Here is a 14,816-nt window from a genome sequence, read left to right as displayed (position 1 = left end):
CTTTTTTCATGGCCCGCGGGGCGGCGCGCGCGCCACCCGCCGTTGCCGCGCAATGCTGCACTGCGCCACGCAGTGCCACATGAGAAGCTGCCGCTCCATAGGCGGATTCAATTGGATTGGCCCCGGCGCGCTTCNATTCAACAGCGTGCCGACCGACATGTCCGACATCGGCCTGTCGCGCCAGGACGCCGCACAGATCGGCCTGTCCTATGACTTCAAGTTGGTCAAGCTGTTCGCGCAGGGCCAGTACATCAAGACCCGCGCCACCACCGCGCCGTCCGGCGACATCAAGCACATCGACGGCCAGTTCGGCGCCTCGGTGCCCATCGGCGCCGGCAACCTGCTGGCTTCGTATGCCTACGGCAAGGTCGACAACTCGCTGGGCGATTTCAAGCGCAATACCTTTGCCGTCGCCTACGACTACAACCTGTCCAAGCGCACCGACGTGTACGCCGCCTACTACTACGACAAGATCACCGGCATCGAGCACGGCGATACCTTCGGCGTGGGCGTGCGCCACAAGTTCTGATGCGCTGAGCGCGTCACCGGCAGCACTGGAGCCCGCCTTTCGGCGGGCTTTTTTCATGGCCCGCGGGGCGGCGCGCGCGCCACCCGCCGTTGCCGCGCAATGCTGCACTGCGCCACGCAGTGCCACATGAGAAGCTGCCGCTCCATAGGCGGATTCAATTGGATTGGCCCCGGCGCGCTTCCTAGATTGGTGTTCCAGGCCTCAAAAACCATGACAGCGAGGTGACACATGCGGCGATACGCGAAGACCCGTTCGGAACTGATGGCCATCCTGAACCAGTGCCTCGACAACAACCCCGAGTGCGGCGAATGCGAGCTGCACGCGGTGCGAATGCACCAGCCTGACCATACCGGTTGCAACTGGAGCGCGGAAGTCGATTTCCCGCAGGAGTCCGTCGACAACCTGGGCCACCAGCTCGCGGCGGCAAAATCGATCATCGTGGTCATGCGCGAGCAGTACAACGTGCTGCAATAGCCATCACCCCAACCGTCCCTGGCCGCACGGATGCGGCGGGGCAACAAACAAAAAGGCCGGGTCATGGACCCGGCCTTTTGCATGGCGAAGGCTTCGCGGCGGATCAGCGCACCGCGTTGCACTCGGCCACGGCGACGGCCGTCATATTGACGATCCGGCGCGTGGTGGCCTGCGGGTTGAGGATGTGCACCGGCTTGGCCGCGCCCAGCAGGATCGGGCCCACCGTCACGCCCTGCCCGCCCGTGATCTTGAGCAGGTTGAAGGCAATGTTGGCGGCGTCCAGCGTCGGCATCACCAGCAGGTTGGCGCTGCCGGCCAGCTTGGTCGACGGCAGGAAGTGGCGGCGCACGTCCTCGACCAGCGCGGCATCGCCCTGCATCTCGCCTTCCACCTCCAGGTGAGGCGCCTCGCGCGCGAGGATCTGCGCGGCCTCGCGCATCTTGCGCGCCGACGGGCGCGTCGACGAGCCGAACATCGAGTGCGACATCAGCGCCACCTTGGGCTGCAGGCCGAAGCGGGCGATTTCTTCCGCGGCCAGCTGGGTGATGGCCGCCAGCTGTTCCGCGCTGGGGTCGTCGTTGACGAAGGTGTCGGTGATGAACAGCGTGTACTTCTCCAGCATCAGCGCGTTCATCGCCGCGAACACATGCGCGCCCGGCGCCAGGCCGATCACGTCGCGCACGTGCTCGAGGTGCGCCTCGAAGCGGCCCACCGTGCCGCATAGCAGCGCGTCGGCGTCGCCCATGTGCATCAGCATGGTGCCGATCAGCGTGTTGGAGCGGCGCAGCGCCACCTTGGCCATGTCCGGGGTCACGCCGTCGCGGCCGCGCAGCGCGTGGTAGGCCTCGTGGTATGCGCGGTAGCGCGGGTCGTCCTCGGGGTTGATCAGCTCGAAGTCCACGCCCGGCTTCAGGCGCAGGCCAGCCTTGTCGATGCGCATCTGGATCACGTGCGGGCGGCCGATCAGGATCGGGCGTGCCAGGCCTTCGTCGACCACCGACTGCACCGCGCGCAGCACGCGCTCTTCCTCGCCCTCGGCATAGGCCACGCGCTTGGGCGCGGCCTTGGCGGCCGAGAACACCGGCTTCATGATCAGGCCGGTGTGGTAGACGTAGGTCGACAGCTGCTGGCGATAGGCTTCCAGGTCCTTGATCGGGCGCGTGGCCACGCCGGACTCTTCGGCCGCCTTGGCCACCGCCGGCGCGATCTTCTCGATCAGGCGCTGGTCGAACGGCGTCGGGATGATGTAGTCCGGGCCGAACTTCAGCTCACGGCCGCCGTAGGCCGCGGCCACGGCGTCGTTCAGCTCGGCCTCGGCCAGCTCGGCGATAGCCTTGACGCAGGCCAGCTTCATCGCTTCCGTGATCTTGGTGGCGCCGCAATCGAGCGCGCCGCGGAAGATGTACGGGAAGCACAGCACGTTGTTGACCTGGTTCGGGTAGTCCGAACGGCCGGTGGCGATGATGCAGTCCGGGCGCGCGGCCTTGGCCACTTCCGGGCGGATCTCGGGCTCGGGGTTGGCCAGCGCCAGGATGATGGGCCGCTCGGCCATGGTCTTGACCATCTCGGCGGTCAGCACGCCGGCGGTCGAGCAGCCCAGGAAGACGTCGGCGCCCTTGACGATGTCGGCCAGCGTGCGCGCCGAGGTGTCCTGCGCGTAGCGGGCCTTGTTGGCTTCCATGTTGGCGTCGCGGCCGACATAGATCACGCCCTTGGAATCGACCACCGAGACGTTCTCGCGCTTCACGCCGAGGCTGACCATGGTGTCGAGGCAGGCGATCGCGGCGGCGCCGGCGCCCGACACCGCCATCTTCACCTTGGCGATGTCCTTGCCGACCACCTTCAGGCCGTTCAGCAGCGCCGCCGCCGAGATGATCGCGGTGCCGTGCTGGTCGTCATGGAAGACGGGGATGTTCATGCGCTCGCGCAGCTTCTGCTCGATGTAGAAGCACTCGGGCGCCTTGATGTCTTCCAGGTTGACGCCGCCCAGCGTGGGCTCCAGCGCGGCGACGATTTCGACGATCTTGTCCGGATCGCGCGCATCGAGCTCGATGTCGAACACGTCGATGCCGGCGAACTTCTTGAACAGGCAGCCCTTGCCCTCCATCACCGGCTTGCCGGCGAGCGGGCCGATGTCGCCCAGCCCCAGCACGGCGGTGCCGTTGGTGACCACGGCCACCAGGTTGGCGCGCGAGGTGTACTCGGCGGCGGTGGCGGGATCCTTGGCGATTTCCTCGCAGGCGTACGCTACGCCCGGCGAATAGGCCAGCGACAGGTCGCGCTGGTTGGACAGCGCCTTGGTCGCGGTGACCTGGATCTTGCCCTTGGTCGGGCTGCGGTGGTATTCCAGCGCGGCGAGGCGCAGCTGCGCTTCAGGACTGTTCGGGGCATGTTGCGGTGCATCACCGCCGTTCTTGCTGCTCATTGGCTCGTCCGGAAAATGGCCCGGACCGAAGCGCCCCTCTCCCGCCATGGTTCGGCCGGCTCAAGCGACAAGCCGGCAGCGAAGGACAAGCTCTGGCAGCGAAACTGACGACTCCGGCAGCCAGGCCGGAAAAATCGAGCAGCTATTCTAGCCCACGCGCCCGCGCAAAGTACCACCGCGGCACGCCCGCAGGCCGCATTTTGCGCGGATTCTGGCCGTTAAACAGCTTTTACCATTGGGTATGCAATGGCGGTGCAGAAGCATGCTCCTGCATGCATCCGCACGCATGGCGCCGCGAGGCCTGCGGCGGCGGGTGGTAGCTGACGGCGGCCGCCCTAGTGGGCGTCCTTCCCCACCTCCAGCGTCACCCGACGCGGACGGCCGCTGTCGGACGGGAAGTCGGTGAAGGCACTGCGGATCAGGTAGGGCATCATCGCCGGCAGGCTGCTGTTCTCGGCCTGGTTCTGCGCGGTGACCTGCCAGACCCGCTTGCCGCTGGCCGCATCCTTGAAATACACCCGCAGGCTCGAGAACGTCACCGGCACGTCGCGCACCACCGTCTGCGGCCAGTAGCCCGGTCCCCACGGGCCCCATGGCCCCCAGGGACCCCATGGCCGGTAGTAGCCCGGTCCCCAGTACGGGCCCCAGTACGGACCCCAGGGGCCGTACCACGGGTCCGGGTAGACCGTCTCGGCCACGCGCACCAGCCCCGGCACCGAGTCGTAATCCATGCTGACCAGGTAGCGCGCCTGCCTGGCCGGCACCTGCTCGAAGCCGACGTCCGCCAGCGCGGCCGCCAGCCACTGCTCATAGGTCTGCCGGTCGAGCTGGGCCGCCTGCTCGGCGCTATGCTCGAAACTGTAGGTGCGCGGCGCGTCGTTCTGCCAGCCGGGCTGGCGGAACGACGTGACATCGGTGGTCACGGTGCTGGCGCACCCCGTCAGCAGCAGCGCCGTCAGCAGCGCCAGCGCGCCCCACATCCTGCGCAGCCCGGGCCACCGGCCCGCTGTCCCTTGATTGCCGACACCGCCTGCGCGCTGCCACATAGTGCTACCTCGCTCTTCTATCTACTGAAACCCTGCGTGTCTCTGAGACCACGCCGGCGCCGGGGAATTCCCTGCACCGCTTGGTGCGGCGCCCGCCAGACCGCGCCCCGACCCCTTGGCTACAATGAGGACTTCAGCGCCATGCTTTGCTTGCACGCGCGTGGCCGCCCCCCTTTTCCTAACGGTCTTCCGAAGACAGGATCCTTCCATGCTGCGCACCGACACGCCCGTTACCGTCTATCGCAAGGACTATACCCCGCCACCGTTCGCCATCGACCACGCTGCACTGGTGCTGGAACTCGATCCCCAGCGCACCGTGGTCACCAGCACGCTGCGCTTCGCGCGCACGGCGGGCGCGCCCGACGCGCCGCTGGTGCTGGCCGGCGAAGAACTCGAACTGATCGGCGTCAGCCTGGACGGCAAACCGGTGGCCAACGCCACCCAGGACGGCGGCACGCTGACGCTGCCCGGCCTGCCGGCGCAAGGCACGCTGGAAATCACCACCGCCTGCCAGCCCGCGGCCAACACCACGCTGTCGGGACTCTATGTGTCCAACGGCAACTTCTTCACCCAGTGCGAGGCCGAGGGCTTCCGCCGCATCACCTATTTCCTCGACCGCCCCGACGTGATGGCGACCTATCGCGTCACGCTGCGCGCCGACCGCGCCGCCTATCCCGTGCTGCTGTCCAACGGCAACCTGGTGAGCCAGCGCGAACTGCCCGATGGCCGCCACGAGGCCGTGTGGGAAGACCCGTTCCCCAAGCCGTCGTACCTGTTCGCGCTGGTCGCGGGCAAGCTCGAATGCATCGAGCAACGGATCCAGTCGGCCTCCGGCAAGGACAAGCTGCTGCAGGTATGGGTCGAGCCGCGCGACCTCGACAAGACCCGCCACGCGATGGATTCGCTGGTCCATTCGATCCGCTGGGACGAGCAGCGCTTCGGCCTGGAGCTCGATCTCGACCGCTTCATGATCGTCGCCGTCGGCGACTTCAACATGGGCGCAATGGAGAACAAGGGCCTGAACATCTTCAACACCAAGTACGTGCTGGCCAACGCGGAAACCGCCACCGACACCGACTTTGCCAATATCGAAGCGGTGGTCGGCCATGAGTACTTCCACAACTGGACCGGCAACCGCGTGACCTGCCGCGACTGGTTCCAGCTGTCGCTGAAGGAAGGCCTGACGGTGTTCCGCGACCAGGAGTTCTCGGCCGACATGATGGGCTCGGAATCGGGCCGCGCGGTCAAGCGCATCGAGGACGTGCGCGTGCTGCGCCAGGTGCAGTTCCCCGAGGACGCCGGCCCCATGGCGCATCCGGTGCGCCCCGACAGCTACGAAGAGATCAACAACTTCTACACGGTCACGGTGTACGAGAAAGGCGCCGAGGTCGTGCGCATGTACCAGACCCTGCTCGGCCGCGAAGGCTTCCGCAAGGGCATGGACCTGTACTTCCAGCGCCACGACGGCCAGGCCGTGACCTGCGACGATTTCCGCGCCGCCATGGCCGATGCCAACGGCCGCGACCTGACCCAGTTCGGGCTGTGGTACAGCCAGGCCGGCACGCCGGTGGTGACCGCGCGCACCGCGTGGAACGGCGACGACGGCAGCCTGACGCTGACGCTGTCGCAGCGCTGTCCCAAGGTCGGCATCGAGACCCGCGCCGGCACGCCCGAGAAGCAGCCGTTCCATATCCCGTTCGCGCTCGGCCTGCTGGGCGCGGACGGCAAGGACCTGCCGCTGCAGCTCGAGGGCGAGAGCGCGCCCGCCGGCACCACGCGCGTGCTCGACTTCACGCAGGCCGAGCAGAGCTTCCGCTTCATCAACCTGCCGCGCGGCGCGCAGGCCCCGCTGCCGTCGCTGCTGCGCAATTTCTCCGCGCCGGTGATCGTCGATGCCGAGTACACCGACGCGCAGCTGACCTTCCAGCTGTCGCACGACAGCGATGCCTTCAACCGCTGGGAAGCCGGCCAGCGCCTGGCCACGCGCGCACTGCTGCAGCTGGTGGCCGACGTGCAGGCCGGGCGCGAGCTCAGGCTCGATCCCGCACTGGTGCGCGCCATGCGCGCGGTGCTGACCGACGACACGCTCAACCCCGCCTTCCGCGAGCAGGCCCTGGTGCTGCCGGCGGAGGCCTACCTGGCCGAGCGCATGGGCGTGGCCGATCCCGCCGCCATCCACCGCGCCCGCCAGTTCATGCGCGAAGGCCTGGCGCTCGCGCTGCAGGCCGACTGGCTGGCCGCCTATGAAGCCAATGCCACGCCGGGCCCCTATTCGCCCGATGCCGCCTCGGCGGCGAAGCGCGCGCTGCGCAACCTCGCGCTCGGCTACCTGGCCGACAGCGGCGACGCCGCGATGCAGGCGCTGGCCGACCAGCAGTACCAGCACGCCGACAACATGACCGACCGCTTCGCCGCGCTGTCGGCGCTGGTCAACAGCTTCGCCCCCGGCCGCGAGCACGCGCTGGCGGACTTCTACCAGCGCTTCGAAGACGACCCGCTGGTGATCGACAAGTGGTTCTCGCTGCAGGGCATGCAGCGCGGCAGCGTCGGCCCGCAGGCCGGTGGCCCGCACGCCGGCAAGCGCACCATCGACACCGTGCGCGCGCTGATGGAGCACCCCGCCTTCAACCTGCGCAACCCCAACCGCGCGCGCTCGCTGATCTTCAGCTTCTGTTCCGGCAACCCCGCGCAGTTCCACGCCGAGGACGGCTCGGGCTACCGCTTCTGGGCCGACCAGGTGCTGGCGCTGGACGCCATCAACCCGCAGGTGGCGGCGCGCCTGGCGCGGGTGATGGACCGCTGGCAGAAGTACGAACTGGCGTTGCGCGACCGCATGCGCGCCGAGCTGGAACGCGTTGCCGCCTGCAGCACGCTGTCGCGCGACGTGCGCGAGATCGTTGGCAAGGCGCTGGCCGGCTGAGCGCGCCGGCGACGGGACAGGCAGCCCGGCCCACGCCCCCGATGCCCGGCCCCGCGCGGCCGGGCATGTAGAATTGCGGCCATCCAAGGAGAACCAACCATGACTCGCATCAGCCTGACCCGCTACCTGGTCGAGGAACAGCGCAAGCACAACACCATCCAGCCCGAACTGCGGCTGCTGATCGAAGTGGTCGCGCGAGCCTGCAAGGCCATTTCCAACGCCGTCAGCAAGGGCGCCCTCGCCGGCGTGCTGGGCTCGGCCGGCACCGGCAACGTCCAGGGCGAAACCCAGCAGAAGCTGGACGTGATCGCCAACGAAGTGCTGCTCGACGCCAACGAATGGGGCGGCCACCTGGCCGCGATGGCGTCGGAAGAAATGGAATCGTTCTACGAGATTCCCAACCGCTACCCGAAGGGCGAATACCTGCTGATGTTCGACCCGCTCGACGGCTCGTCGAACATTGACGTCAACGTCTCCATCGGCACCATCTTCTCGGTGCTGCACATGCCCAAGCCCGGCCAGACCGTGACCGAGGCCGACTTCCTGCAGCCCGGCACGCACCAGGTCGCGGCCGGCTACGCCGTGTACGGCCCGCAAACCACGCTGGTGCTGACGGTCGGCAACGGCGTGCACATGTTCACGCTGGACCGCGAGGCCGGCAGCTTCGTGCTGACGCAGTCCAACGTCACGATCCCGGAAGATACCAAGGAATTCGCCATCAACATGTCGAATATGCGCCACTGGGCCCCGCCGGTGCGCAAGTACATCGACGAGTGCCTGGCCGGCGACGAAGGCCCGCGCGGCAAGAACTTCAACATGCGCTGGGTGGCCTCGATGGTCGCCGACGTGCACCGCATCCTGACCCGCGGCGGCATCTTCATGTACCCGTGGGACAAGCGCGAGCCGGAAAAGCCCGGCAAGCTGCGGCTGATGTACGAAGCCAACCCGATGGCGATGCTGGTCGAGCAGGCCGGCGGCGCCGCCACCAACGGCGAGCAGCGCATCCTCGACGTGCAGCCGACCAAACTGCACCAGCGCGTCTCGGTGATCCTGGGCTCGAAGAACGAGGTGGAGCGCGTCACGCGCTACCACCAGGAAGCGCAGGCCCAGGCCTGATCGCGGCCGGACTTGCCTGAAACGGGGCGCGCCGCGCCCCGTTTTTCATGCCGGCGCCGGATGGCACCGGCGACACAAAAGGGCTTCACAAGGCCGGAAAACGCTGCTACTATTGCGGGCTGTTCCAGATCGCCGGAACATGTTGCCGAAGTAGCTCAGTCGGTAGAGCAGCTCATTCGTAATGAGAAGGTCGGGGGTTCGATTCCTCTCTTCGGCACCACCAGAATTCCAGGGCCCAGCCCCGCACAAACCCGGACAGCGTCACGCTCTCCGGGTTTTTTGTTGCCTGCGTTCTTGCGATGGCGGCGGCGTACAGGGGGGCAGCGGCAATGCCACTGGCTGGCGCCCCAGCCGTTGCGCCCACCAGTAGCGGAAGGGGTGTTCCAGATCGGGATAGAGCACCGGCTGGCTGAAGCAGCCGGCACGCTTCATCAGGAGATAGGCGGCAAGCATGGCCGCCCAGAAAGCTAGCAGTTCCACGATCACGGCCGCCGCGGATGTCGGGGTGGCCGCTTTCATTATAGGTAGCCGCCTCCGGCATGGGGCCGATGGTGCACCCGTGGATACCCTTAGCGCGCTGCGCCGCTCAGTACACCTCCGGCACGATCATCTCCTTCGGCACCGGCTGGCGCACGTAATCCTCGTGGCGTTCACGGCCGGGCAGCACCACCGTGGGGGACTCGACTTCGGCATACGGCACCAGGCTCAGCAGGTGATGGATGCAGTTCAGCCGCGCGCGCTTCTTGTCGTCGGCCTGCACCACCCACCACGGCGCCTCGGCGATGTGGGTGCGCTCGAGCATGATCTCCTTGGCCCGCGTGTAGTCTTCCCAGCGACGCTGCGATTCCAGGTCCATCGGGCTGAGCTTCCACTGCTTGAGGGGATCATGGATGCGGCTGAGAAAGCGCAGGCGCTGCTCGTCGTGCGTGATCGAGAACCAGTACTTGATTACCTGGATGCCGGAACGCACCAGCATCTTTTCGAATTCGGGCACGGAGCGGAAGAACTCTTCGTACTGGTCGTCGGTACAGAAGCCCATCACGCGCTCGACGCCGGCGCGGTTGTACCAGCTGCGGTCGAACAGCACGATCTCGCCGGCGGCGGGCAGGTGCGCGACGTAGCGCTGGAAATACCACTGGGTGCGTTCGCGGTCGTTGGGCGCGGGCAGCGCGGCCACGCGGCAGACCCGCGGGTTCAGCCGCTGGGTGATGCGCTTGATCACGCCGCCCTTGCCGGCGGCGTCGCGCCCCTCGAACAGGATCACGACCTTGTGCCCGGTGGCGGCGACCCAGCTTTGCAGCCGCACCAGCTCGCCCTGCAGCCGGAACAGCTCGCGGAAATATTTCCGGCGGCTGTCCTGCTCGGCCTGGTCGTCCAGGTGCACGGGATCGCCAAAGGCCTCGCTGGCCTCGCGGTCGTCCAGTTCCAGTTCGATCTCTTCGTCGTAGTAGTCGGCCACCTCGTTGTGGATGCGCCGCACCAGCTCTGCTTCACCCGGTCTCATCTGCTTGCTCTCCCTGTGGATACAACGCGGTCGCGGCGATGCTGGCATGGCCGTATTGCAGCCGCGTGAAGGCGGGGCAGGCTGCCCTGCCCCCTGTCCCCTGCCCCATGCGGCCCGCCACGCGATACGCCTTCAGCCCGCGGGATTGATGTTGTGGTTATGGCGGAACAGGTTGTCGGGATCGTAGCGCCGCTTCACCGCCACCAGCCGCTCGTAGTTCGGCCCATAGGCAGCGCCGACGCGGTCCACCTCCTCCTGCGTGAGGAAGTTGACATAGACGCTGCCGAGCGCGAACGGCGCGGCCGCGCGGAACACCTCGCGCGCCCAGCCGATGCAGCGGTCGTCGTCCGCAGGACTGTCCCAGCGCCCGTGCAGGTTCATGATGAATTTGGCATCGCGGTTGGCGTAGGCGGTGGCGTCGGGCGCGACGCGGTTGGTCTGCCCGCCCATGGCGCCGATAAAGACCTCGCATTGCGGCGACGGCAGCTTGCCGATCTGCTCGATCAGCATCGCGATCAGCCCGTCGTCCAGCCCGGCGAAGTTATGCGACTTCCAGTAGTTGCGCGCACCGGGCGTCAGCAGCGGATCGAAAGCCTGCTGCCACGCGGTGAGCGGCATCGGTCCCAGGTGCTCGCCATACGGGGTGCCAAGTTGGCGCAGCGGCTCCACCAGTTTCGGCCCCTGCTCCGGCGGACCGATATAGCAGATCGCCAGCGCCGCCACCGGCTTGCCGTGCGCCTCGGGCGGCAGGAACGGCAGGGGCGGCGCCTGGCGCAGCACTACCCACACGGTCAGCTCGTCGGGCATCGATTCATAGAGCTCGCGATAGGCCGGCAGCACGCTGGCGGCCTGCTCCAGCGGATAGACGATCAGTCCGCCATAGACCTGCGGCCCGACCGGATGCAGGCGGAACTCGAACATCGTCACCACGCCGAAGTTGCCGCCGCCGCCGCGCAGCGCCCAGAACAGGTCGGCGTTCTCGTCGCTGCTGGCGCGCACCAGCTTGCCGTCGGCGGTAACGACCTGCGCCGACACCAGGTTGTCGACCGTGGTGCCGAACTTGCGGCTGAGCCAGCCGAAGCCGCCGCCCAGCGTCAGCCCGGCCACGCCGGTGGTGGAATTGATGCCGAGCGGCGTGGCCAGGCCCTGCGCCTGCGCTTCATGGTCGAAGTCGCGCAGCGTGGCGCCCGGCTCCACCCACGCGCGTTGCGCGTGGGGATCGACGCGCACCGAGCGCATCGTCGACAGGTCCAGCACCATGCCGCCCTCGCAGATCGCCAGCCCGCCGATGTTGTGGCCGCCGCCGCGTACCGACAGCAGCACCCCGTGCTCGCGCGCAAAGTTCACCGCCGCTGCAACGTCGGCGGCGCCCGCGGCCTGCACGATCCACTGCGGATGGCGGTCGATCATCGCGTTCCAGATCCGGCGCGCGTCGTCATAGCCGCCGTCGCCCGGCTGCAGCAAGCGTCCGCGCAGCTGCGCCTTGAGTGCTTCAATATGTTCCTGCGATGGCTGGGCCATGATCTGCCTCCCGATGCTGATTGCAAACATCGGACGACACGCGGCGTCAGGAGCAAAAAATGGCCACGAGGACCGATGACTTCATCATTTAAGGCAGGCACCGCGCGAATGTAAATGCGCGCTGCGCGCGGCGCATTCCGCGGGTGGGGCCCCGATCCAGCCGTGGCCGCGCGGCCTATCATGGAGGCACGGCGGCACGGTGCCCGCGCGCCGTGCGCCTGCACGATGGACCCTGCCAGCCAACCTCCCCTGTTCCTGTGCGGCGACGTGATGACCGGTCGCGGCATCGACCAGATCCTGGCGCATCCCAGCCAGCCGCTGCTGCATGAATCGTATGTGCATTGCGCGCTCGACTACGTGCGCCTGGCGGAACGCAAGGCCGGTCCGATCGCGCGCCCCGTGGGGCCGGACTATCCGTGGGGCGATGCGCTGGCGGAACTGGCAAGCCGCGCCGCGCGGCCGCGCATCGTCAACCTGGAAACCGCCATCACCACCAGCGACGATGCCTGGCCCGGCAAGTCCGTGCACTACCGCATGCATCCGCGCAACGTCGATTGCCTGCAGGCCGCCGGCATCGACTGCGCGGTCCTCGCCAACAACCATGTGCTGGACTGGGGCCGCGCGGGCCTGGCCGATACGCTGGACGCGCTGGACGGCGCGCACATCGCGCACGCCGGGGCCGGTGCCGACGAGGCCAGCGCGGCATGCGCCGCAGTGCTGCCTCGGCCCGGCGGCGGTCGCGTGGTGGTGCTCGCCTTCGCCATGACTAACGCCGGCACGCCGGCGGCGTGGCGCGCCACCGCCGGGCACTCGGGCGTGAACCTGCTGGACGACTGGTCCGCGGCCTCGCAGCAACACATTGCCGCGCGGGCGCGCCAACTGCGGCGCCCCGGCGATGTCGTTGTGCTGTCGATCCACTGGGGCCCTAACTGGGGCTACCACATCGACCCCGCGCAACGCGCCTTCGCCCGCGCGGTGGTCGAGCATGCCGGCATCGACATCGTGCACGGGCATTCCTCGCACCATCCGCTCGGCATCGAGCTGCATGCCGGCAAGCCTATCCTGTATGGCTGCGGCGACTTCATCAACGATTACGAGGGCATTGGCGGATACGATAGCTACCGCCCCGATCTGGCGCTGATGGCATTCGTCAGCTTCGATGGCGGCGGCAGTGCGGACCTGCGGCTGGTGCCCTTGCGGCGCAGCCACTTCCGGCTGGCGTATGCGCGCGAAGTCGACATGGCATGGCTGCAAGACATGTTCGAGGCACAGGGACGCGCGCTTGGCACACGCGTGGCGCGCAGCGGACTGCACGAGTTGCGGCTATGGGCGGCATGAGCCGCAAGCCTTCCCTGCTCCGATTACGGTACTTGCGGGCACTTGCAAAAGGGCCGGGCAAAAACAGAAAGGCCAGCGCGATGGCTGGCCTTCCCGTTCATTCAAGTGCCACGTGTGTCGGTTCGGTGTAACGCTTCCACAGAGTGCTGATCCGCTTCTGCATTCATTGCCCAACGCTAGCTCGGTCGCCCATCCTGCGGCACCCCAGGACATACCTGCAGGATAGTACAAATCCCCGCCGATCAAAGCGGGATCAACCAAGCGCGCGCTTCAGCCGACCATGATGCGGTCGTCGACCAGCCGGATTTGGCCGCCGGGCTTGTCTTCCATCACTTTGAGCACGCGGCTGCCCACCTGCAGCGTAACCCCGCCATGGATGCGCCGCGGGGCGTCGATGACGGCCTCGGCGGCGGGCTGCATCTGCTGCCCCAGTTCGGCCAGGCGCGCCTCCAGCTCGAACAGGTCGCGCGACAGCTTGAACAGCGTCGCGCGCGCCTTTTCGCGCACGTCGCCGATGGCGCGCTCCGGATGCTTGGCAAAGAAGTCCACCAGTTGCCTGACCTTGTTCTGCTCTTCCAGCATGCGCCGGCGCTCGGCCTCGTGCGCGGCGCGCTGGGCGTCGGCATAGGGATTGAGGCCAACCTGGATGCTGGTGGCGGTGCCGGCCGGCGCGCCCAGCACCGCGGCGCGCACCGCCAGCATGGCCCGGCTGCGGCCGCCGCTGATGCTGCCCTGCACGCCGGTGCCGCCCACCACGATGCGCTGGCCGGCGGCGACATCGCTCTGGCGGATGCCGCTGTCGACAGTGACCTCGGTGCCGGCCTCGACCACCGCATTCTCGATGAAGCGCGCCTTCACCGCGCCCTTGCAGCGCACGCTGGCGCGGCTGATGCCGCCTTCGGCATGGGCGCTTTCCGACTTGCCGATAATGCCGCCCTTGACGATGACATTGCCGCCGGCCTCGATGCTGGCGGCTTCGATGGTGCCTTCGACCACCACGTCGCCGCTGACGTTGACCGACATGCCGGTGCGGATGTCGCCCGACACGCGCAGCGTGCCATCGAACGCCACGTTGCCGGAGTGCAGGTCCACCGATTCCACCTGCACCACGGGACTGACCGAGATGCCGTAGACGCCGACCACCGGCGATCCGGCAATCACTGCGCGCAGCAGGCCGGGGTCGTCGGCATCCGCTGCCGCGCCGGTCAGGCCCTCGGCAAACGGCGGGTCGTCGACCGCATCGGCGGCAATCGGCTGGCCGAACACGTCGACGCCGGCATGGCCCGGCACCGCCGCAATGCGCCGCATCAGCGGCGTGCCGGGACTGACCAGCAGCAGGTTGCCCAGCTCGCGCAGGTCCACCTTGCCGGCGTCGTCGTCGCTGTGCACCGGCTTGCGCGGCTCCAGCAGGTTGATGAAGCGCGCCGGCTCGCCCTGCCGCGGCGCCATGCCGGCGGCGATGGTGCGCAGCTCGCAGCCGCCTTCGGCCAGTGCCGCGTCCAGCGCGAGGGATTGGATCGGCGCCACCACGCCGCGCTCCGCGATGGCGCGGCGGATTTCGTCCGCGCTGACCGGCCGGCCGCCCTCCGGCGGCATCAGCGTCAGCCGCACCGCCAGGCCGTCGGCGCTGATGTCGAGCTCGAACGCGCCGTCGACCAGCGCGCCGATGGTCGCGTCGATCTCATGCTCGGCCCGCTGGCATTGCGCCAGGAACTGCGCCACCGCGCGCGCATCCAGCCGCGCGCCGGACCAGCCCAGGTCGGCCAGGCATTGCTGCAGGCTGGCCGGGTCCGGCGGCAGCCGGCCCGGCTGCGGCGTGTAGCGTGCATGCACCTGTTCGCCCGGCTCGGCAAGCTCCAGGCGCAGTCCCGATTCATGCGTCATGCGTCCCCTGAATCGTCTGGCGGCGACGGCGCAAGCCGGCGCTCTGCTTGTTATCGATT

Annotated in this window: 10 protein-coding genes, 1 tRNA gene and 1 pseudogene; 6 read left to right on the top strand and 6 right to left on the bottom strand. The window is 68.0% G+C overall.

Going from position 1 to position 14,816, the window contains the following annotated elements; all coding sequences use genetic code 11:
• Window positions 1–136: 136 nt before the first annotated feature.
• Window positions 137–529 (top strand): annotated as a pseudogene (locus CBM2588_RS06075) (porin); the annotation flags it as partial.
• Between the two features lie 228 nt (window positions 530–757).
• On the top strand, window positions 758–1,003 hold the full coding sequence (locus tag CBM2588_RS06070) for a hypothetical protein (protein ID WP_012352285.1): 246 nt from the start codon (window positions 758–760) through the stop codon (window positions 1,001–1,003).
• A 103-nt stretch (window positions 1,004–1,106) separates the two neighbouring features.
• On the opposite strand, the gene CBM2588_RS06065 is transcribed toward CBM2588_RS06070, so the two are convergent.
• Window positions 1,107–3,428, bottom strand: coding sequence for an NADP-dependent malic enzyme (locus CBM2588_RS06065; protein WP_115679789.1), 2,322 nt, complete (start codon window positions 3,426–3,428; stop codon window positions 1,107–1,109).
• Window positions 3,429–3,763: 335 nt separating this feature from the next.
• A complete protein-coding gene (locus CBM2588_RS06060; RefSeq protein WP_172583608.1) occupies window positions 3,764–4,408 on the bottom strand; it encodes a DUF4136 domain-containing protein in 645 nt (214 codons plus the stop codon).
• A gap of 274 nt (window positions 4,409–4,682) precedes the next feature.
• On the opposite strand from CBM2588_RS06060, the gene pepN reads away from it, so the two are divergent.
• The 3 genes from pepN to CBM2588_RS06045 all read left to right on the top strand — a co-directional run bounded on the left by pepN (window position 4,683) and on the right by CBM2588_RS06045 (window position 8,730).
• Window positions 4,683–7,394, top strand: a complete 2,712-nt coding sequence (gene pepN / locus CBM2588_RS06055) for an aminopeptidase N (protein WP_115679788.1) — start codon at window positions 4,683–4,685, stop codon at window positions 7,392–7,394.
• Between the two features lie 99 nt (window positions 7,395–7,493).
• Window positions 7,494–8,510, top strand: a complete 1,017-nt coding sequence (locus CBM2588_RS06050; RefSeq protein ID WP_115679787.1) for a class 1 fructose-bisphosphatase — start codon at window positions 7,494–7,496, stop codon at window positions 8,508–8,510.
• 144 nt (window positions 8,511–8,654) lie between these two features.
• Window positions 8,655–8,730, top strand: a tRNA-Thr gene (locus CBM2588_RS06045).
• Between the two features lie 41 nt (window positions 8,731–8,771).
• Here the strand turns inward: CBM2588_RS06045 and CBM2588_RS06040 are convergent.
• The 3 genes from CBM2588_RS06040 to CBM2588_RS06030 all read right to left on the bottom strand — a co-directional run bounded on the left by CBM2588_RS06040 (window position 8,772) and on the right by CBM2588_RS06030 (window position 11,535).
• The gene (locus CBM2588_RS06040; RefSeq protein ID WP_115679786.1) at window positions 8,772–9,029 is read right to left on the bottom strand and encodes a hypothetical protein; all 258 of its coding nucleotides are present in this window, start codon (window positions 9,027–9,029) and stop codon (window positions 8,772–8,774) included.
• 67 nt (window positions 9,030–9,096) lie between these two features.
• Window positions 9,097–10,014, bottom strand: coding sequence for a polyphosphate kinase 2 (ppk2, locus tag CBM2588_RS06035; protein WP_115679785.1), 918 nt, complete (start codon window positions 10,012–10,014; stop codon window positions 9,097–9,099).
• Window positions 10,015–10,146: 132 nt separating this feature from the next.
• Window positions 10,147–11,535 carry an FAD-binding oxidoreductase gene (locus CBM2588_RS06030; protein ID WP_115681420.1) on the bottom strand — a complete coding sequence of 463 codons (1,389 nt, stop codon included), beginning with the start codon at window positions 11,533–11,535 and terminating at the stop codon, window positions 10,147–10,149.
• Window positions 11,536–11,760: 225 nt separating this feature from the next.
• Here CBM2588_RS06030 and CBM2588_RS06025 point away from each other — a divergent pair, with 225 nt between their 5' ends.
• Window positions 11,761–12,873 carry a CapA family protein gene (locus CBM2588_RS06025; RefSeq protein ID WP_231942110.1) on the top strand — a complete coding sequence of 371 codons (1,113 nt, stop codon included), beginning with the start codon at window positions 11,761–11,763 and terminating at the stop codon, window positions 12,871–12,873.
• Window positions 12,874–13,143: 270 nt separating this feature from the next.
• Here CBM2588_RS06025 and CBM2588_RS06020 read toward each other — a convergent pair whose 3' ends face one another.
• Window positions 13,144–14,757, bottom strand: a complete 1,614-nt coding sequence (locus tag CBM2588_RS06020; protein ID WP_115679783.1) for a DUF342 domain-containing protein — start codon at window positions 14,755–14,757, stop codon at window positions 13,144–13,146.
• Between the last annotated feature and the right edge of the window lie 59 nt (window positions 14,758–14,816).

It is taken from the genome of Cupriavidus taiwanensis, assembly GCF_900250075.1.
GTDB lineage: Bacteria > Pseudomonadota > Gammaproteobacteria > Burkholderiales > Burkholderiaceae > Cupriavidus > Cupriavidus taiwanensis_C.
Note: the sequence above shows the minus strand (reverse complement) of the source record. Positions and strands in the feature narration are given on the sequence as shown.

Coding starts and splice junctions, on each gene's coding strand:
- CBM2588_RS06020 (WP_115679783.1), bottom strand. CDS start 14,757: ATGACGCATGAATCGGGACTGCGCCTGGAGCTTGCCGAGCCGGGCGAA.
- CBM2588_RS06065 (WP_115679789.1), bottom strand. CDS start 3,428: ATGAGCAGCAAGAACGGCGGTGATGCACCGCAACATGCCCCGAACAGT.
- CBM2588_RS06025 (WP_231942110.1), top strand. CDS start 11,761: ATGGACCCTGCCAGCCAACCTCCCCTGTTCCTGTGCGGCGACGTGATG.
- CBM2588_RS06070 (WP_012352285.1), top strand. CDS start 758: ATGCGGCGATACGCGAAGACCCGTTCGGAACTGATGGCCATCCTGAAC.
- CBM2588_RS06060 (WP_172583608.1), bottom strand. CDS start 4,408: ATGTGGGGCGCGCTGGCGCTGCTGACGGCGCTGCTGCTGACGGGGTGC.
- CBM2588_RS06050 (WP_115679787.1), top strand. CDS start 7,494: ATGACTCGCATCAGCCTGACCCGCTACCTGGTCGAGGAACAGCGCAAG.
- pepN (WP_115679788.1), top strand. CDS start 4,683: ATGCTGCGCACCGACACGCCCGTTACCGTCTATCGCAAGGACTATACC.
- ppk2 (WP_115679785.1), bottom strand. CDS start 10,014: ATGAGACCGGGTGAAGCAGAGCTGGTGCGGCGCATCCACAACGAGGTG.
- CBM2588_RS06030 (WP_115681420.1), bottom strand. CDS start 11,535: ATGGCCCAGCCATCGCAGGAACATATTGAAGCACTCAAGGCGCAGCTG.
- CBM2588_RS06040 (WP_115679786.1), bottom strand. CDS start 9,029: ATGAAAGCGGCCACCCCGACATCCGCGGCGGCCGTGATCGTGGAACTG.